The 17,783-nt window shown below is 72.8% G+C and carries 16 protein-coding genes; 7 read left to right on the top strand and 9 right to left on the bottom strand.

From position 1 onward, the window contains the following. Window positions 1–112 precede the first annotated feature (112 nt). Genes LUW87_RS09120 through LUW87_RS09130 form a run of 3 tightly spaced genes read right to left on the bottom strand, consistent with a single transcriptional unit; the run spans window position 113 to window position 3,108 of the window. Entirely contained in the window at window positions 113–961 is an 849-nt protein-coding gene (locus tag LUW87_RS09120) for an SDR family NAD(P)-dependent oxidoreductase (RefSeq protein WP_232670827.1), read from the bottom strand. A gap of 42 nt (window positions 962–1,003) precedes the next feature. Continuing rightward, window positions 1,004–2,269 carry an amidohydrolase family protein gene (locus LUW87_RS09125; protein ID WP_232670828.1) on the bottom strand — a complete coding sequence of 422 codons (1,266 nt, stop codon included), beginning with the start codon at window positions 2,267–2,269 and terminating at the stop codon, window positions 1,004–1,006. Beyond that, window positions 2,266–3,108 carry a class II aldolase/adducin family protein gene (locus tag LUW87_RS09130; protein ID WP_232670829.1) on the bottom strand — a complete coding sequence of 281 codons (843 nt, stop codon included), beginning with the start codon at window positions 3,106–3,108 and terminating at the stop codon, window positions 2,266–2,268. Before LUW87_RS09130 ends, LUW87_RS09125 begins: the two co-directional genes overlap by 4 nt. A 93-nt stretch (window positions 3,109–3,201) precedes the next feature. Here LUW87_RS09130 and LUW87_RS09135 point away from each other — a divergent pair, with 93 nt between their 5' ends. After that, a complete protein-coding gene (locus LUW87_RS09135) occupies window positions 3,202–4,743 on the top strand; it encodes a carboxylesterase/lipase family protein (protein ID WP_232670830.1) in 1,542 nt (513 codons plus the stop codon). 79 nt (window positions 4,744–4,822) lie between these two features. Here the strand turns inward: LUW87_RS09135 and LUW87_RS09140 are convergent, their stop codons facing one another. Continuing rightward, on the bottom strand, window positions 4,823–6,979 hold the full coding sequence (locus LUW87_RS09140) for a diguanylate cyclase (protein ID WP_232670831.1): 2,157 nt from the start codon (window positions 6,977–6,979) through the stop codon (window positions 4,823–4,825). Between the two features lie 150 nt (window positions 6,980–7,129). Beyond that, window positions 7,130–8,071 carry a TIGR03619 family F420-dependent LLM class oxidoreductase gene (locus LUW87_RS09145; protein WP_232670832.1) on the bottom strand — a complete coding sequence of 314 codons (942 nt, stop codon included), beginning with the start codon at window positions 8,069–8,071 and terminating at the stop codon, window positions 7,130–7,132. A 153-nt stretch (window positions 8,072–8,224) separates the two neighbouring features. Here LUW87_RS09145 and LUW87_RS09150 point away from each other — a divergent pair, with 153 nt between their 5' ends. After that, entirely contained in the window at window positions 8,225–8,752 is a 528-nt protein-coding gene (locus tag LUW87_RS09150) for a nuclear transport factor 2 family protein (RefSeq protein ID WP_232670833.1), read from the top strand. A 137-nt stretch (window positions 8,753–8,889) separates the two neighbouring features. On the opposite strand, the gene LUW87_RS09155 is transcribed toward LUW87_RS09150, so the two are convergent. Further along, window positions 8,890–9,921, bottom strand: a complete 1,032-nt coding sequence (locus LUW87_RS09155; RefSeq protein ID WP_232670834.1) for a pirin family protein — start codon at window positions 9,919–9,921, stop codon at window positions 8,890–8,892. Between the two features lie 173 nt (window positions 9,922–10,094). Between LUW87_RS09155 and LUW87_RS09160 the strand changes: the two genes are divergently transcribed. After that, the gene (locus LUW87_RS09160; protein ID WP_232670835.1) at window positions 10,095–11,018 is read left to right on the top strand and encodes an oxidoreductase; all 924 of its coding nucleotides are present in this window, start codon (window positions 10,095–10,097) and stop codon (window positions 11,016–11,018) included. 148 nt (window positions 11,019–11,166) lie between these two features. On the opposite strand, the gene LUW87_RS09165 is transcribed toward LUW87_RS09160, so the two are convergent. After that, window positions 11,167–12,243: an NAD(P)H-dependent amine dehydrogenase family protein gene (locus LUW87_RS09165; RefSeq protein WP_232670836.1), complete on the bottom strand. Its 1,077-nt coding sequence runs from the start codon at window positions 12,241–12,243 to the stop codon at window positions 11,167–11,169. A 129-nt stretch (window positions 12,244–12,372) separates the two neighbouring features. Here LUW87_RS09165 and LUW87_RS09170 point away from each other — a divergent pair, with 129 nt between their 5' ends. Beyond that, the gene (locus tag LUW87_RS09170) at window positions 12,373–13,392 is read left to right on the top strand and encodes a carboxymuconolactone decarboxylase family protein (protein WP_232670837.1); all 1,020 of its coding nucleotides are present in this window, start codon (window positions 12,373–12,375) and stop codon (window positions 13,390–13,392) included. After that, the gene (locus tag LUW87_RS09175; protein ID WP_232670838.1) at window positions 13,389–13,721 is read left to right on the top strand and encodes a hypothetical protein; all 333 of its coding nucleotides are present in this window, start codon (window positions 13,389–13,391) and stop codon (window positions 13,719–13,721) included. Before LUW87_RS09170 ends, LUW87_RS09175 begins: the two co-directional genes overlap by 4 nt. Here LUW87_RS09175 and LUW87_RS09180 read toward each other — a convergent pair. Continuing rightward, on the bottom strand, window positions 13,712–15,076 hold the full coding sequence (locus LUW87_RS09180; RefSeq protein ID WP_232670839.1) for an MFS transporter: 1,365 nt from the start codon (window positions 15,074–15,076) through the stop codon (window positions 13,712–13,714). The genes LUW87_RS09175 and LUW87_RS09180 overlap by 10 nt on opposite strands. A 159-nt stretch (window positions 15,077–15,235) precedes the next feature. On the opposite strand from LUW87_RS09180, the gene LUW87_RS19465 reads away from it, so the two are divergent. Both LUW87_RS19465 and LUW87_RS19210 read left to right on the top strand, forming a co-directional pair. Next, window positions 15,236–15,400, top strand: coding sequence for a hypothetical protein (locus tag LUW87_RS19465; protein ID WP_488169002.1), 165 nt, complete (start codon window positions 15,236–15,238; stop codon window positions 15,398–15,400). A gap of 149 nt (window positions 15,401–15,549) precedes the next feature. Then, on the top strand, window positions 15,550–16,737 hold the full coding sequence (locus tag LUW87_RS19210; RefSeq protein ID WP_232670840.1) for a cytochrome P450: 1,188 nt from the start codon (window positions 15,550–15,552) through the stop codon (window positions 16,735–16,737). Between the two features lie 70 nt (window positions 16,738–16,807). Here the strand turns inward: LUW87_RS19210 and LUW87_RS09190 are convergent, their stop codons facing one another. Beyond that, complete coding sequence (locus LUW87_RS09190; RefSeq protein WP_232670841.1) at window positions 16,808–17,638, bottom strand: TauD/TfdA family dioxygenase; 831 nt, start codon at window positions 17,636–17,638, stop codon at window positions 16,808–16,810. Between the last annotated feature and the right edge of the window lie 145 nt (window positions 17,639–17,783).

The following is a 17,783-nucleotide window of genomic DNA, read 5'->3' on the forward strand; positions in this document are numbered from 1 at the left end:
GCCAGCACTCCGAGGGCCGGTCGCCACGACCGGCCCTCGTCGCGTCCGGCTTCTTCTCCTGCGGCATCGTCTGGTACCGACCTGGCGGCCACCGCCTGGACCCGGGGCGGGCCTAGTCGAGCGTCGGTGACGCGGGCAGGCGCAGAGCCTGCATGTCGTCGTGGCGGCCGCGGATCTGGTCGTGGTAGCTGGGCTTGGTGGGGATCCAGAAGCGGTCGGCCCGCACGGCGTCGAGGACCAGGTCGGCGACCTCGTCGGGAGCCATGCCCGACGCGGTGGAGTCGCGGATGGCGGCGTCGACGAATTCGGCGTCGGGCGTGGGGTCGGGACGGAGCCGGTCGACGAAGCGCTCGGGCCGGTTGCGGCCCGAGGTGCCGATGCCGGTGGCCACCAGGCTCGGCACCAGGCACGACACGCCGATGGGCGCGCCCACCGAGGCCAGGTCGTGGGCCAGGCACTCGGTGAGGCCCACCGCCGCGAACTTCGAGCCGTAGTAGGGCCCGGAGTACGCGTTGGTGACCAGGCCGCCCATGGAGGCCGTGGTCACCACGTGCCCGGGCTCGCCACCAGCGAGCATCCGGGGGACGAACGAGCGGATGGCGTGCACGATGCCGAAGTAGTTGACGCCCATCGTCCACTCGAAGTCGGCGACGGTGCGCTCCCACACCAACCCGCCGGTGAACACCCCCGCGTTGGCGCACACCAGGTGCACCCCGCCGAACTCGGTGTACGCCGTCTCGGCCAGCATCTCCACGTCGGAGGCCGACGACACGTCGGTGCGCACCCCGATCGCGGTCGCGCCACCATCGGCCAGGGCGGCCACGGTGGCGTCGAGCGCCGGCTGCTCGATGTCGGCCGCCACCACCCGCATGCCCTCGCCGGCGAACCTCTGGGCCATCGCCTGCCCCATGCCGCTGCCGGCACCGGTGACGACGGCGACCCTTCCTTCGAGTTGATCCATGCGGGGCACGCTACGTGGCTCGGCGCCACGGCGCGGCCGACCTCAGAACGCCTCGGGATCCTCCTGCACCGACTCGGGCACGGGGAACCGGTAGAGGTCGGCGGCGTTGGCCCAGGTGATGCGACGGACGTCGTCGGCGGGGAGGTCGCCGATCTCGCGGTGCACGATCTCCTGGGTGTTGGGCCAGGTGGAGTCGCAGTGCGGGTAGTCGCTCTCCAGCAGGATGTTCTCGACCCCGATGCGCTCGCGCTGCACGAACGACGAGGGATCCTCCACCGCACAGAACCAGAAGTTGCGCTTCAGGACCTCGGCCGGGGTGAGGTCGGTGCCGGTCCAGGTGCCGTACATGTCGTGGTAGCCGAGCATGTGGTCGAGGCGGTCCATGAGCCCGGCCACCCAGCCGATGCCGCCCTCGCTCATGCAGAGCTTGAGGTCCGGGAACCGCACCGGAAGCATCGAGTACAGCCAGTCGATGGCCGCGAACATGGCGTAGCCGAAGAACAGCACGCCCACCGTGTCGGGCGGGGCGTCGGGGGCGGTGGCCGGCGAGGTGCCCGACGAGCCGATGTGGAGGTTCACGACCGTGCCCGTCTCGGCGCAGGCGGCCATGAGCGGGTCCCAGTGTCCGGAGTGCAGCGTGGGCAGGCCCAGCATGTGGGGGGCCTCGCTGAAGGTGATGGCCTTGAAGCCCCGCTCGGCGTTGCGGCGCACCTCGTCGGCGGCCACCTCGGGATCGAGCAGCCACGGGATCTGACAGGGGATGATGCGGTCGGGGTGCGACCCGGCCCACGACTCGATGTGCCAGTCGTTCCAGGCCCGCACGGTGGCCATGGCCAGCTCGGTGTCCTTGGTGGTCAGCTGGAGGCGCTGGCCGGCGAACCCGGGCAGGAACGACGGGAAGTTGACGCTGGCGTACACGCCGTTGAGGTCCATGTCGGCGATGCGGGCGTCGATGTCCCAGGCGCCGCGGCGCATCTCGTCGAAGCGGGCCGGTTCGAACGAGTACTCGCTGACCGGGCGACCCACCACGGCGTTGAAGCCCACGTTGGGGAACTCCTGGCCGTCGTAGACCCACACCTCGGCCCCGTCGTCCTTCTCCACGATCTTGGGTGCCCGGTCGGCCAGCGCCGCCGGCACCCGTCCGTCGAAGGTGTCGGGCGGCTCGACGATGTGGTCGTCGGCCGAGATGATCGTGTAGCGGCGGGCCCGCCGTTCGGGCTCGGGCAGGAACGTGACCGAACCGGTCTTGGACTTGCCGCCGGTGGTGAAATCGGCGTTGGCGGCCAGATCGTCGATGCTGATGCTCATGTGAGGACCTCCGGGGATTCGCGCAGGAGCCGGCGTACGGCGCCGGCCCAGAAGACCTCGGTGCCCCGTTCGAGCAGCGACGCCTTCATGGGCGGACGCACCGCCGACGGGACGGTGGTGGCCGCCCGGCCCGACGTCACCACGTCGAGCATCAGGCGGCACTGGCGGTCGAGGGTGGCCGCCTTGTAGGTGGCCTCCTCGATGGTGGCGGCGGTGACGATGACCCCGTGGTTGGCCAGGATGACCACCGAGGCGTCGCCGATGCGGTCGGCCAGGTCGGCGCCCAGCTCGGCGGAGTCGACCTCGCCGGCGTACTCGCTCACGAAGGCGACCTCGCCGTCGTACATCGAGGACTGCTGGTGCAGGAACTCCGGGACCAGACCCAGGGCCGCCAGCACCACGGCGTGGTACGGGTGGTTGTGCACGACCACCCGGGCGTCGGGTCGGCGACGGTGCAGCTCGGTGTGGATGTGGAAGGCCGGGGTGACGTCCCAACGGCCCTCGACGACCCGACCGTCGGCGTCGACGCGGCAGATGTCGGAGGCGCAGATCTCCTCCCACCACAGCCCCCACGGGTTGACCCACATCGAGTCGTGGCCCTCGGGCGCCCAGGTGATGTGCCCGGCGATGTTCTCGCAGAAGTCGTGGGCGGCGAGGATGCGGAAGGCGCAGGCCAGGGCCTGGCGTTCGTCGAGGTCGACCCCGATGGGCGGGGTGATGCTCGGCGACCACACCTCGGCGCCCCCCTGGCTCAGGGTGAGGCCGTCGGGGACGGCGCCTTCGGAGATGGCGGCGTCGGCGCGGCCCGTCGTCGGTGCTGTCGTGGTCTCGGCGCTCATGGCGACCATCCCCCCGGGTGGTGGCGTACACCCCTGACACTAGTGCTCACCCGCACCGGCCCCACCGGGGCCGTCTGTGGTGCACTACCTCCCATGGGGACCGGGGGCACGACACGACACGACGACCACGCCGACGCCGCGACCGAGTCGGTCGGCCCCGGCCCGGTGGTGCGCACCGAGCACGGGCCGGTGCGGGGCCGGGCCCTGCCAGGGGGCGCGGTCGCCTTTCGGGGGATCCGCTACGGCGCCCCACCCACCGGCATGCTCCGGTGGCGGCCACCGGAGCCGCCCGCGGGGTGGTCCGAGGTCCGCGACGCGCTCGAACCGGGGCCGGCCGCCTGGCAGCCCGCCGGCGGGCCGCTCGACGGTCTCGTCCCGGGCATGGCCCCCGCGCACCAGGGCGACGACTGCCTCTCGCTCGACGTCTGGACCCCGGGCGTCGACGACGGTGTCCGACCCGTCCTCGTCTGGATCCACGGCGGGGCCTTCAGCCTCGGGGCCGGTTCGCTGCCCGTGTACGACGGCGCCCGACTGGCCGCCGAGCACGACGTCGTGGTGGTCACCGTGAACTACCGCCTCGGCGTCTTCGGGTTCCTCCACCCCGACGACGCCTCCGCCACCCCCAACGTGGGCCTGCTCGACCAGGTCGCGGCCCTCCGGTGGGTGCGTGACACCATCGCCGGGTTCGGTGGCGACCCGTCCAACGTCACCGTGTTCGGCGAGAGCGCCGGCGGTGGCAGCGTGCTCTCGCTGCTGGCCATGCCGTCGGCGACGGGCCTGTTCCACCGGGCGATCGTGCAGAGCGGCGCCACCGACCTGCTGCTCGACCGGGAGGCCGCCGCGCTGGTGGTCGACGCCGTGGCGCGGGCGGCCGGTCTCACCGCCGGCGACGTCGACGGGCTGCGGACCCTGCCCGCCGCCGCCCTGCTCGAGGCCCAGGCCACCGCGGCGAAGGAGCTCTTCACGACGGTGGGCACCATGCCCTTCCACCCGTGCGTCGACGGCGAGGTGCTGCCCACCTCGTGGCTCGACGCCGCCGCCCGGGGTGTGAACCCCGTGCCGCTCGTCATCGGCACGACCCGAGACGAGATGGCGCTGTTCTCGGCCATGGACCCGCGGGCCGCCGCCCTCGACGACGCCGGGCTACGACGCCGCCTCGACCGCGCCGGCCACGACACCGACCTCGTCGTCGACGCGTACCGGACCGTCGGCGTGGTCGACCCCCCGCACGTCTGGTCGAGGGTCCAGACCGACACGCAGATGTGGGTACCCGCCCAACGACTCGCCGAGGCCCACGCCCGCCACGCGCCCGTGTGGGTCTACCGCTTCGACCGGCCCGCCGCCGACCCGAGGCTCGGCGCCTGCCACGGGGTGGACATCCCGTTTCCGTTCGGCACCACCGACACGGGTGGGTGGGGCGACTTCCTCGGCGACCAGCGCTCGGCCTCGGCCCTGTCCGCCGTGGTCCGCCGGCTGTGGACCGCCTTCGCCCGCCACGGGCGACCCGACACCGAGTCGGTCGACTGGCCGGCTCACGGCCCCGACCGCGCCACCCTGTTGCTCGACGACGCCGTCACCGTCGTCCACGATCCCGACGCGGCCGTACGGCGCCTCTGGAGCGATCCGCAGCCCTGACCCGGTCGAACCCGGTGCCGCCTCGCGGGTGGGGCACGGGATCGGCCCGCCTCTGGTGCGCCGCGTCGTCGGGTTCAGGTCAGAGCCGGGCCAGGACCGGGCTCAGATCCAGGGCGGTGGCGGGCGCCGCCTCGTGGAGCGCGGCGCCCACGGCGAGGTCGACGCCCGCACCGACGGCGGCGTCGAGGATCTCCGGGGTGTCGATCCCCTCGCCCATGACCTGGGCGCCGAAGGCATGCCCCAGGCCCACGAGAGCCGACAGCACCCGCCCACCGTCGGGGCGGGCCGCCCGCACGGTGAAGGCCTCGTCGATGCGGACCACGTGCACCGGGAAGGCCGTCAGCCGGGCCAGGCTGGAGCTGCCCGTGCCGAAGTCGGCCACGGCGATCCGCACCCCCAGCTCGTCGAGGGCGAACAGCTCGGCCGCGGCATCCAACGACTGGATGGTGGCCGCCTCGGGCACCTTGACCCCGACCTGATCGACGGTCAGCCCCAGCCGGCGGAGCCGTCCGCGGAGCTCGTCGGCGAAGCCGGGCACCAGCTGGGCCACGGTCACCGGCAGACAGAGCGCGGCCTCCGGGTGCTCCCTGAACAAGGGGGCCATCTCGCCCAGGGCCCGCTCCATGACGGCCTCGCCCAGCACGCCCACCAGCCCCGCCTCGCGGGCCACCGCCCACACCTCGGTGTCGGGTGGGCCGGGCGGCCGGACGTCGAGGCTCCTGTCCCGGCCCTCGGGCCCGGCCCACCGCACCCGCGGGTCGAGCCCGGTCACGACGCCGTCGCGCAGCCGGTAGGAGAGCTGGTAGTCGAGGGCCACCCCGGGACCGTCGAGCATCTCGCGCAGCCGCTCCTCGCGCGCCACCCGATCCAGCAGCTCCCGACGATGGCGGGATCGGAACCGCACGGCCCGGTTACGACCCGCGCCCTTGGCCCGATAGAGCGCCAGGTCGGCGTCGCGGAGGATGGCGCCGGGCGCCATGCCGGGCCCCACGTCGCGGAGCCCGACGCTGGCGCCGGTGCTCACCACCACCCGGCTGCCATCGAGATCCACCTCCACCGGCTCGTTGAGCGAGGCGAGGATGCGTTCGGCCAGGGCGTCGGCCCCGCCCTCCTCGAGATGGGTGGCCGCCACCACGAACTCGTCGCCCCCCAGACGCGCCACCATGTCGGTCTCCCTGACCGACGCCGAGAGCCGCTCGGCCACCACCCGCAACAGCTGGTCGCCGGCCTCGTGGCCGTGGGTGTCGTTGACGATCTTGAAGTCGTCGAGATCGACGAACAGCACCGCCGCGTCCCCGTCGGGTGCCGGGCCGTCACGGCCGGGAACCGAGGACCCCGAGGTCACCGCCTCCAAGAACTCGAGCAGAACGGTGCGGTTGGGCAGGCCCGTGAGCACGTCGTGGGTGGCCCGGAAGGCGAGCTCGGCCGATGCCGTTTCGGCCTCCCGGCGGGCCTCGGTCTCGGCGGCCAGGAGGCGACGCCGATCGGTGACGTCGTTGAGGTAGACGCAGATCCCGGAGCCGAGCGCCTGGACCTGCACGTCGAACCAGAGCCCCGAGGGGTACGAGGCCTCGAAGCGCTCGGCCGGCCCGCCGTCGGCCACCCGACGGTAGGCCGCCTCGAACTCGGTGCCCACCGCGTGGGGGAAGACCTCCCAGAGGTCCCGGCCCTCGATCTCGGGGGCCGACACCCGGAACAGCTCGGCCCCCTTGCGATTGAGGTAGGTGATCCGCCAGTCGGCATCGATCGCGATGTAGACGGTGGGGATGGCGTCGAGGATCTCGGCCACCCGGTCGGCCTCGGCTCGGGTGTCGGTGACGTCGATGGCCACGCCGACCAGGCCCAGGGCACCGGGCTCGGGCACCCGCGACCGCATGAGCACCGAGCGCCGCCCTCGCACCGGGTGCTCGACGTGCATGACGACCTCGCCCTCGACGAGCTGGTGGCCGTCCCAGAAGGCGTCGAGCACCCGCTCGCGGTCGTTCGGGTCGCACAGCCGGTAGACGTCCTCGAGGCGGACGGGGGCGCCACGCGCCACGCCGAAGATCTCGTACATCGTGGGACTCCAGGACAGCTCGCCGTCGCTGGCGTGGTCCCAGCTCCAGATGCCGATGCCGCTGGCCCGGACGGCCGCGTCGAGCAGCGCCGCCGAGCGCTGGAGCTGGCGCTCGATCGCGTCGCGGTCGGCGGCGTCGCTTTCGCTGCCGGATCGATCGGAGTCGTGGTCGAGGGTCATGCCGGGAGCTCCGGAAGGTCTCGACGCCCGATCCCGCCCGGACGCACCTTCACCACTCAGCGTAGGCAGACGGACACGATCTGCCCTGAGTCGAACGACCCTTCGGCAGTGACCCTGGTCACCGAGAGGGGGTGGAACCGAGGGAGCGGGTCAGGCGACGACCGTCCGGAACCGCTCGACGGCGCCCGAGAGGTAGTCGGTGGCCGCGTCGCGGCCCTCGGGCAGCGCCACGGTCAGGCGGACATCGGTGACCCCGGCGGCGACGAGGGCGGGCACGCTCTCCATGGTGGCGTCGAGGTCGACCGACCCGTCGCCTCGGCGCACGACGTTGGCGTAGCCCATCACCTGCAGGCCGGAGGGGTCGCCGCCGGCGGCCTCGACCAGCTCGCGCATCTCGGCGATGCCGGTGACCGGGTCGGCCATCGCCGCGCCCCACGGGATCCATCCAGAACCGAAACGGGACAGGCGCCGCGCCACGGCCTTGTTGGGTGTGCCGCTCACCCAGATCGGCACACCGCCCTCCTGGAGGGGCTTGGGCATCTGGTGGATGCCCTCGAAGGTCAGATCCTCGGACTCGTAGCTGGCCCGCGGCTCGCGCCACAGCGTCTGGCACACCTCGAGGGTCTGGTCGAGGAGGCGGCCCCGCCCGTCGAACTCGAGGCCGGCCGCCTCGTACTCCTCGCGCTGCCAGCCCACCCCGACGCCGAGGTCGAGGCGTCCGCCGGAGAGCACGTCGATGGTGGCCGCCGTCTTGGCCAGCACCACCGGGCGGCGCAGGGCGGCGATGAGGATGCCGGTGCCCAGCCGGATGCGCTCGGTGAGGGCCCCGATGGTCGTGAGGACGACGAGCGGATCGAGCCAGTGCCCGTCGGGGCCGGTGGGCTGCTTGCCGCCGGCGGAGCCGCCGACCTTGGGATCGGCGTAGGCGTCCATGTTCTCGCCGAAGGCCACGTGCTCGGACACCACGAGGCGGTCGATGCCGGCGGCGTCCATGGCCAGGGCCTGGTCGAGCAGCGACGACCACCCGCCCGGGTCCTCGGCGGAGAACGTCCGCAGCTGCATGGAGATCTGGGGCGTGGCGGTGGGCGACATGGGGTCTCCTGCGGGTGGGGAGGCGTACTGGGAGCTCGGCGTGGTCGGGTGACCATCCTGTCCCATCCTCGCCCGCCGGTCAGACTGGACCGGCGTGAGGCGACGAGAAGCCGGACGGCCCGCAGGGGTCGGCCCGGCCCGAGGAGGACACCGATGAGCGACCTGGAGGCACGGCTGGCACGGCTCGAAGCCACCGAGGAGATCCGCCAGCTGGCCGCCCGCTACGCGCTCGCCCTCGACCAGCGCGACGTGCAGGCTCTGGCCGCGCTCTTCGTCGACGACGTGCGCACCGGCGACGGGCGGGTGGGCCGCGAGGCCCTCGCCGACTGGTTCGACCCGATCCTGCGGCCCTACTCGACCACGTTCCACCTCATCGGCAACCACGTCATCGACCTGGTGGACGAGGACCACGCCACCGGGGTCGTGTACTGCCGACCCGAGCACGAGGTGGGCGACCTCTGGGTGGTCATGCCCATGCAGTACTGGGACCGCTACGAGCGCCGCGACGGCCACTGGTACTTCGTCAGCCGCTCCCCCAAGGTCTTCTACGCCGCCGACGTGCTCGAGCACCCCTTGCGGGTGCCCGAGCGGTTCCACTTCCCGGGCAACCCCATGATCACCCGGGCCGAGCTACCCGGGCGATGGGAGACCTGGCAGGCCTTCTGGGACCCCAAGCCCTGAGCCGGGCCACCACGGGGCATCCACGGGTGGAGCGCCGCTCGAACACCCTGGTAGCGACCTCCGGGGGTGCCGGAGACCGGTCTCGCCGGGCCGGACAGCGACTGCAGCACGCCGCATGCCCGGGCGACGACCTCACGTCAGGCCGGGGTGATGGCCTCGCGCTCGTCGCGACCGTCGGCGTGGCGGGCGAAGCGGACCGCCTCGGGCCCGTGGACGGGGCCGTCCTCCGGCCACGGCCAGCCACCGAAGCCGTCGCGCTGGTAGTCGGCGAAGGCCTGGCGGATCTCGTCCTCGGTGTTCATCACGAACGGTCCGTAGCGAGCCACCGGCTCGCCGATGGGACGCCCCTGCAGCACCATCACCTCCACCGGGCCGTCGCCGGCGGTGAGGTGCAGGCCCCGGTCGGAGCGGACCAGGGCGCCGGTGTCGGCGTCGATGCGCTCCCCGTCGATCTCGAGAGAGGGGCCGTCGAAGAGGTAGAGCACCCGCAGCGTGTCCGGTGACGCGGGCGCCTCCAGGTCCGCCTCGGCCCCGGGCTCCATGGTGAGGTGCCACACGCCGAGGTCGGCCTCGGGTCGCGCCGCCCAGGAGTGAGGGGGCGGATCCGGCGGCGTGGCCCCGTCGAGCGATCCCACGATCACGGTGATGTCGGTGCGCCGACCCGCCTCGTCGGTGCGCACCACCTTGGGGATGTCTCGGTCCCACAGCATGGTGAAGTAGGGCTCCACCAGCTTGTGCTCGGCCGGCAGGTTGATCCAGATCTGGAACAGCTCGCCGGTGTTGGGGCGGTCGGTCTCGAGCAGGGGGAACATCTCGCTGTGCACCACCCCGCGTCCGGCGGTCATCCACTGCGCGTCGCCCCGGCCGAAGCGGGCCGCCGCCCCCATCGAGTCGGCGTGGTCGATGAAGCCCTGGCGGGCGTAGGTGAGGGTCTCGAAGCCCCGGTGGGGGTGCTGGGGGAAGCCGGGGACGCGGTCGCCGTGGTACATGCGCCAGCCGTCGATGCCCTCGAAGTCGGACCCGATCTGGCGCCCGGCCAGCGAGGCCGCCGGCGCGAAGGACCCGTCGCCCTCGGGGTAGGCGTCGAGGTGGTGGGCGCAGAACAAGAAGGGGTCGACCGTCGGCCAGTGCAGACCGAGGGGGAACGTCTGTTGCACGGACGAGCTCATGGCTCCAGCGTAGAGGTCCTTGCGCGCACAAACAACGCCCTGCGTACCTGTCGGGAAAGAGCGCCACCCCCCAGCGCCGTCCATCGACAGCTTCGCCGGTGGGTCACGACACGAGTGGGACACGAGTGGGACTCGACCGGGGTCCGAGGGAGGTCGACCGGTAGCGTGAGGCGATGAGCTGGAGCCTGGCCGATGTCCCCGATCTCACCGGCACCACCGCTCTCGTCACCGGGGCCAACAGCGGGCTCGGCTACGAGATCAGCCGGGCCCTGGCCGGACGGGGCGCCCACGTGGTGATGGCCTGTCGCAACGTCGACAAGGCCGCGGACGCCGCCGCACGGGTGAACGCCCACGCCGGTGCCGGTCCCGGCTCCGCCTCGGTGATGTCCCTCGACCTGGCCGACCTGGCCTCGGTGCGCGCCCTCGGGACCCGAGTGCGTGACGAGCTGCCCCGACTCGACCTCCTGGCCAACAACGCTGGACTGATGGCCGTCGACGAATCCCGAACGGCCGACGGGTTCGAGATGCAGTTCGGCGTGAACCACCTGGGCCACTTCGTGCTGACCGCGGAGCTGGCCCCGCTGCTGGTCTCCGCGCCCGGCGGGCGCGTCGTCACCATGGCGTCGATGGGCCACCGGGCGGGGCGCATGGACTTCGACGACGTCATGTTCGATCGTCGCCGCTACCAGCGCTGGCCCGCCTACTTCCAGTCCAAGCTGGCCAACCTGCTCTTCACCCTCGAGCTCCACCACCGGTTCCGCCAGGCCGGGGTCGACACCCTCGCCGTCGCCGCCCATCCCGGGTACGCCCACACCGACCTCGGCCACGAGGGCAGCGGATGGCTCAACCGCCTCATCGACCCGCTGGGCGGGCTGGCCTCGCAGTCCGCAGCCCGGGGCGCCGAGCCCTTCCTGCGGGCCGCCACCGATCCGGCCGTGACGAGCGGCGAGTACTACGGGCCCCGCCTGATGGCCTGGGGCGACGCCGTGCTCGAGACCCCGAGCGCCCGCGCCCGAGACACCGACGACGCCCGGAGCCTGTGGGCCCTCTCGGAATCGCTCACCGGCACCACCTTCACCGTCCCGCGCGCCGCCTGACCCCGGCCCACCCCGGGTCGCCACCCACGCGTACCTGTCGGGAAAACGCGACACCCCCCAGCGCACAACACCGTCAGGTACGCGAGCGGACCTGACGGGGAGGGCCCCGGTGAGGGATGGTCGCGGCCAGGGTCGGGCGCCGGGTGGATCAGGGCAGGCGGACCTGGGCGGCGCCGGTGATGGGCGGCAGGTCCCGCGGGCCGAGGGGCCCAGGGCGGGCCTCGCACACCGCCGGGATGGCGTTGACGATGCGGTTGGCCGCCGAGGCGTTGCCGCCTCCGGCTGCGCCCGGCTCTCCGGGCTCGGTGCCGTGGACGCTGACCGTGAGGTTCGGGTGGCCCGAGAGCACGATGCGGTGCTCGCCACCCGGCGAGGACGAGCTCGGCCAGTCCGGGGCGCAGGCGTCGTCGATCCGGGTGATGTGCTCGGCCACCACGAACGGCTTCCCACCCACGTTCCCCTGCACCTCGAACCGGAACGCCCCCTGCGTGCCCGCCTCGAACACGCCCATACCGGGGACGTCGACGGTGCGTTCCAGCGCCCGACGCTCCACCGAGGTCGTCACCGACTCGAGCTCCACCTCGAGCATCTCGGCGACGATGCGCACCATCGGCGCCCACACCATCTGCAACGAGAAGTCGTGCAGCATCAGGGGCAGCTCGTCCATCGTCTTCCCGAAGCCGATGACCTCGCGCACCACCTCGGGGGCGTCGTAGAGGGCGTAGTTGAAGACCTCCTGCATGCGCAGCTCGGTGATGTCGGCCCCCACACCGCTCACCAGGCCGGGGAGGATGTCGAAGGCCCAACCCGGGTCGATGCCCGACACGAACACCGACGACGACCCCGTGGCACAGGCCGGTTCGATCACGTCGAGGAGCTCACGGGGCGCCGAGGCCGGATGCAGGAGGGGATAGAAGGAGGTGGACACGACGTCCTTGCCGGCCTGCAGGCACCGCAACAGGTCGGTGACGGCGTGCTCGGGGCGGGTGTCGGCGGTGGCCGTGTAGACCACGCAGTCGACGTCGTCGGCCAGCGCCCGAGCGGTGTCGTCGGTGGCGGCCACGCCGAGGGGGTCGACGAAGGCCAGCTCCCCGGCGTCGCGCCCGACCTTGGCCGGGTTCGACACCACCACCCCCACCAGCTCCAGATCCCGGTGGGCGGCCACCGCCCGGATGGCCGGCCGCCCGGCGTTGCCCGTCCCCCACACCACCACTCGATAGGTCATGCCCGGACACTAGGTGTCGGCCGTCACAGATGGAGGGTCGAGCCGACGCTCAGGCGCCCCGGCAGGGACGGCATCGACGTGACAGGCTGACGCGGTACCACGCGGCACCGATCGGACCGGGGGACACCGATGCCGACCCATCAGTCGACCGAACCCAGCGCCGAGGCCGCCTCGGCGCCCCGAAGCGGGATCGAGGCCCTCACCGTGGTCGCGCACTCGGCGGGCGGTGCGCTCTCCACGATGGTGGACACGGCGTGGGCGGCGGCCGCCGCCGCTGACCGCGTCGACCTCGTCGACCTCGCCACCCGCGCCATGGCCCGTCCGCACGGCCTGGCCCCGCTCCCCCGCCCCACCCGCTTGGGACCGAGCCCGTGGTCATCCACCGCCGCGGACGACTGGCGCCGGCTCGACTCGCTCGCCGACACCGACCGGGCGGTGGTCGCCTTCGCCGAGCAGATGAGCCTCGACGTCTCCGCCATCGACGACACCCACCGCGCCGCGGTGGGGGCCGCCCTGGGCCCCGCCACCGGCGACGTGGTGCAGGCCCTCTGGGTGTTCGACTACGTCCCCCGGGTGCGGTCCGCCCTCGATGCCCTGTTCGGCGCGGCACCGTGGGAACCGTTCGGCGCCGAACCCTGGCCCGAGGCCCCACCGGGCTCGTCCGCCGCCGACATCTGGTCGGCGATCGACGCCTACATCCGGATCGTGCCCCGCCTCGACGCCCTCGACCCCGTGGTCACCGAGCTGGTGCGCCTCCGCGGGGCCCGCCAGCACCAGTGCCGGCTGTGCCAGTCACTGCGCAGCCGCCCTGCCCTGCGGGCCGGAGCGGGTGACGAGCAGTTCGCGGCCGTCGACCACCATGCCGACAGCGAGCTGCCCGCCGCCACCAAAGCCGCCCTCGCCCTCACCGACGCCATCGTCTGGCTGCCGGGGCGGATCGATCCCGCCGTGGCCGCATCCGTGCGCGACGAGCTCACCGACGCGCAGGCCGTGGAGCTGGTGCTCGACGTGGCCCGCAACGCCACCAACAAGATCGCGGTGGCCTTCGCCGCCGACGCACCCCACGTCGACGAGGGGTACGAGATCTACGAGATCGATCCCGACGGTGAGGCCGTCTACGGCCTCAGCCTCGACGAGGAGGACACGTGACCGCAGCCGCCCCCATGCCCGAGACCGTCACCGACGCCGTCACCTTTCTGGCCAGCGAGGGCTACGTGGAGGACCTGCAGGTCTGCCCGGTCGGCATCCTGCGCAGCGGCCACGACGATCCCCACCCGGTCGACGGCGCGATCGTCGACTACACGTTCCGCTTCGAGGGCCCCACCGATCCAGGCGACGAAGCCATCGTGCTCGGGGTGCGCTGCTCGCAATGGGGCGTCAAGGGCGTGATCATCTCGGCCTACGGGCCCGACGCCGACCCGGAGGAGGCCGCCGTGCTCAACGCCCTGGCCCGATCTGCCTCGAGGCCCTACGACTGATCGGCGGCGGGTGGCCGGACCCGGCGGGGCAGGAAGAGTGCGGAGACGGCGGCGGCCACCAGGCCGAGGGCGGCGGCGATGGCCATGGACCAACGGAAGGCGGACGTGGTGGCGGCGGTGCCGACGGCCACCGTCAACCCCGACACCGAGGGGATGACGGCGAGGGCCACCAGCCCGGCGGTGCGGGCGATGGCGTTGTTGACCCCGCTGGCCGTGCCCACCAGGCGTTGGTCCACGCACGCCATCACGCTGGCGGTCAACGGGGCGACGAAGGCGACCAGACCGAGCCCGAGCAGGATCGAGCCGGGCAGGACGCCGGTGGTCCAGCTGGTGTCGACGTCGATGCCGGCGAGGACCACCACCCCGGCGACGGTCAGCAGCGGTCCGACGACCATCTGGGGACGGGGTCCCCATCGGGTGGCCAGCGCCCCCGAGCGGGCCGAGCCGAACAACAACAGCAACGTGGCCGGGATGAGCGAGCTGGCCGCGGCCAGCGCCCCGAAACCGGTCACGACCTGGAGTTGGTAGACGACGAAGAAGAAGACGCCGCCCAGCAGGGCATAGAGGGCGAAGGTCACGATGCTCAGCACCGTGAAGGTGCGGGACTCGAACAGTCGACCCGGCACCAGCGGAGCCGCGCTCCGTCGCTCCCACACCACGAAGGCCACCGACGCCACGATCGCGGCGACCGAGGCGACGACCACCAGCGGATCGCCCCAGCCGTCGTCGGCCGCCCGGTTGAGGGCCAGGGTCAGGCCGGCCAGGGCGACCACCGCCAGCCCGGCACCCGCCAGGTCGAACCGACCGCCGGGGACGCGCACGACGGTGGGGGTGGCCCGCACGGCCACGACCGAGACGAGGACCAGCGGCACCGACAGCACGAAGGCCCAGCGCCAGCCCGGCCCGTCGATCAGCCACCCACCCAGGATGGGGCCGATGGCGCCGGACAGCCCCGTGAGGCCCGCCCAGGCCCCGACGGCGCGAGCCCGATCGTCGGGCACGAACGACGCCTGCACGAGCGCCAGCGACGTGGGCGTGAGGAGGGCCCCGCCCACGCCCTGGAAGAGGCGGGCCAGGACCAGGAACCACAGCGACGGGGCGAGAGCGCAGGCCAGGGTCGCCAGCGCGAACCAGACCGCCCCGACGACGAAGACCCGCCGGGATCCATAGCGATCACCCAGCGCGCCGCCCAGCAAGATGAGCGAGGCGAGGGTGAGCAGGTAGGCGGTGAGCACCCACTGCACGCCGTCGCCACCGACCCCGAAGTCGTCGGCGATGGCCGGCACGGCGACGTTGACCACGGTGCTGTCGAGGAAGGCCACCCCGCTGGCGAGCACCGTGGCGCCGAGCGCCACACGGCCCCGGGTGGACCCGAGCGACAAGAGGGCGGCTCCGGGAGGCTCGGATCCGGTCGGCCGGTCAGTCGGGTGGGCACTGACTGCGTCGTCGATGCCCGAACCCTACGACGATCGAAGTGGGTGCCGGAGGGCCTCGCGTCCTATACCCTAGGGGGTATGTGCCAACGAGCTACGTGCCCCACCTGTGACCGTCCCACCTTCGCCGGCTGCGGCATGCACGTCGAGCAGGTCCTCGGCGACGTCCCCGCCGATCAGCGCTGCCGGTGCTCCGCCTCCGCCCCGTCGGGTGGTTCCCTCCTGAGTCGCCTTTTCGGTCGCTGACCCACCGGGCAGCCGTCGCCCGGGCCCCGGTGAGGCCTCCAGTTCACGGGCTGCTCGCACCCGGCGTCGCGCCGGGGTCCCCGGACGCGCCATCATGGGCACCGAGGCGCCGACCGACCGGCGCCACCGCACTCGCCCGGGGGGACGCCGTGAGCCCGAACGTGAACCTGCTCGACCCGACCTGGTACGTCGACCCGTTCGACGCCTACCGCTGGCTCCGCGACGAGTCACCGGTCCACTGGGACCCGGTCCAGGAGATCTGGGGCATCTCGCGTCACGCCGACGTGCGCACCGTCGAGCACGACACCGCCGCCTTCTCCTCGCTGCCCGGCTCGCGCCCCAAGACCGACCAGCTCGACGACACCTCGATGATCAACCGCGACGACCCGGCCCACCAGAGCCAGCGCATGGTCGTGGCCCGCCGGTTCACGCCGCGGGGGGTGCGCAGCCACGAAGACCGCGTCCGCGACCAGGTCACCGCCATCCTCGACGAGGCGTCGGCCGACGGCGGGTGCGAAGCCGTCGAATCCATCGCCTCGCGCCTGCCCGCCATGATGATCTGCGACCTGCTCGGCTACGACCACGACCTGTGGCCCAAGGTCCGCGAGTGGTCCGAGGTCACCATGTTCGAGGCCGGGCAGACCTCCCCGACCGGCGGGGGCTTCAAGTCCCAGTCCGACGCCAGCGCCAACGCGGTGCTCGACTTCGCCACCGAGACCATGAAGGTCATCGCCGCCCGTCGCGACGACCCACGCGACGACCTCATCTCGGTGTGGGCCCACACCGAGGTGCACGGCCAGCCCTGGACCGACGGCGAGATCCTCACCGAGGCCCTCCTCGTGCTCGACGGCGGCGCCGAGACCACCCGTTCGGTGATCGCCGGCATCATCGCCGAGCTGGCCCGCCGCCCCGAGCAGAGGGCCCTCCTGGCCGAGGACCCCGGGCTGTTGTCCACCACCGCGGTGGAGGAGTTCATCCGCTGGATCAGTCCCATCTCCAACATGCGCCGCACCGCCACCCGCGACACCGAGCTGCACGGCCAGACCATCCACGAGGGCGACGAGGTGCTGCTGCTCTACGGGTCGGCCAACCGCGACGAGCGCATCTTCGACCGCCCCGACGACTTCGACGTCACCCGCCCCCACAACCACCACGTGGCGTTCGGGTTCGGCACCCACTTCTGCCTTGGCGCGTCACTGGCCCGCCTCGAGCTGCGCGTGCTGTTCGAGGAGATGGTCCGCCGCTTCCCCTCCTGGAAGCTCGTCGGCCCCGAGCCGGAGATCGTGCCGGCCACCTTCACCCGCGGCTACGGCGCGGTCAACATCGAGTTCGGCTGACCCCGGGGGGCGCCCCCTCGACGGTCGGCCCGTGCACGGGGCCGACGGGTGCCCGGTGCCAGCGCCTCGTTCAGCCGCCGGCGGCCGCCGGATCCTCGGTGACGTACCTGACGTCGGAGGCCAGACGCCCCTCCGGCGGCGGTCGGCCGTCGTCGCTCCAGGCCCAGATGCGCCAGAAGCGCCGATCCAGGTCGTGATAGGCGTCGCGGGAGTGCACCACCCGGTAGTTGTCGGCGCAGAGCGCCTCACCGGCGGCGAGGTGCACACGCGGTGCCCAGGTGCGCACCGACTCGAACACCTCGGCCACCTGGTCGATGCAGTGCTCGTGAGCCCGGGCCAGCGGGCCCGGCACCGCCCGGATGTGGTCGCGCAGCGCCACCACGATGACCTGGCGACGCCCCGACGGGGTAGTCGACACGAGGGTTCCGCGGCGCGGTGGCGCTCCCGGCGCGGTGAGGTCGACCTCGACGTCACACATGAAGCGCACCAGCTCGGCCCCGCCGGGGTCGGCGGCCAGGGCGTCGAGCACGCGATAGGCGTCGACGACGGTCGAGGCGCCGTCCCCCTCGCTCGGTCGCTCGCACAGCAGCACCATCGTGTCGGGGCCGTCGAGGCCGTAGGTGAAGCCGTCGGTGTGCAGCGGCAGCGGCACCTCGTGGGCACCGTCGACGCGGATCTTGGGGTCCTTGTCGCCCCCTTCTCGCACCTCGACCGGCGGAGGGCCGGCACGGAGCCGGTCGCCCAGCAAGGTGGCGGCCAGGGTCGCCGCCGATGACTGCGAAGGCTCGAGCCCGGTGAGGATGCAGGCACCGACGCCGGCCACCAGTTCGGCGGCGTGGGTGGGGTCGTCCGTGCGGGACGGTTCGAGACCGGCAGCGATGGCAGCGATGGCGTCGAGCAAGGGAACCTCTCTCCAACGGGGCGCACGGAAATGTAGCCCCCAGCCACCCCCGCCCCCGTGGTCGGCCGGGCCTTCACCGCACCCACCCACCGACCGGATCGCGCCGTGTCCGACCGCGACCGGCCGGCCACGTACACTGCCGGGC

The sequence above is a fragment of the Rhabdothermincola salaria genome, from assembly GCF_021246445.1.
Classification (GTDB): Bacteria; Actinomycetota; Acidimicrobiia; order Acidimicrobiales; family Acidimicrobilacustridaceae; genus Rhabdothermincola_A; species Rhabdothermincola_A salaria.

Bases quoted from the DNA above. Each gene is read 5' to 3' on its own strand.
- LUW87_RS09120 (WP_232670827.1), bottom strand. From the start codon at position 961: ATGGATCAACTCGAAGGAAGGGTCGCCGTCGTCACCGGTGCCGGCAGC.
- LUW87_RS09125 (WP_232670828.1), bottom strand. From the start codon at position 2,269: ATGAGCATCAGCATCGACGATCTGGCCGCCAACGCCGATTTCACCACC.
- LUW87_RS09130 (WP_232670829.1), bottom strand. From the start codon at position 3,108: ATGAGCGCCGAGACCACGACAGCACCGACGACGGGCCGCGCCGACGCC.
- LUW87_RS09135 (WP_232670830.1), top strand. From the start codon at position 3,202: ATGGGGACCGGGGGCACGACACGACACGACGACCACGCCGACGCCGCG.
- LUW87_RS09140 (WP_232670831.1), bottom strand. From the start codon at position 6,979: ATGACCCTCGACCACGACTCCGATCGATCCGGCAGCGAAAGCGACGCC.
- LUW87_RS09145 (WP_232670832.1), bottom strand. From the start codon at position 8,071: ATGTCGCCCACCGCCACGCCCCAGATCTCCATGCAGCTGCGGACGTTC.
- LUW87_RS09150 (WP_232670833.1), top strand. From the start codon at position 8,225: ATGAGCGACCTGGAGGCACGGCTGGCACGGCTCGAAGCCACCGAGGAG.
- LUW87_RS09155 (WP_232670834.1), bottom strand. From the start codon at position 9,921: ATGAGCTCGTCCGTGCAACAGACGTTCCCCCTCGGTCTGCACTGGCCG.
- LUW87_RS09160 (WP_232670835.1), top strand. From the start codon at position 10,095: ATGAGCTGGAGCCTGGCCGATGTCCCCGATCTCACCGGCACCACCGCT.
- LUW87_RS09165 (WP_232670836.1), bottom strand. From the start codon at position 12,243: ATGACCTATCGAGTGGTGGTGTGGGGGACGGGCAACGCCGGGCGGCCG.
- LUW87_RS09170 (WP_232670837.1), top strand. From the start codon at position 12,373: ATGCCGACCCATCAGTCGACCGAACCCAGCGCCGAGGCCGCCTCGGCG.
- LUW87_RS19465 (WP_488169002.1), top strand. From the start codon at position 15,236: ATGTGCCAACGAGCTACGTGCCCCACCTGTGACCGTCCCACCTTCGCC.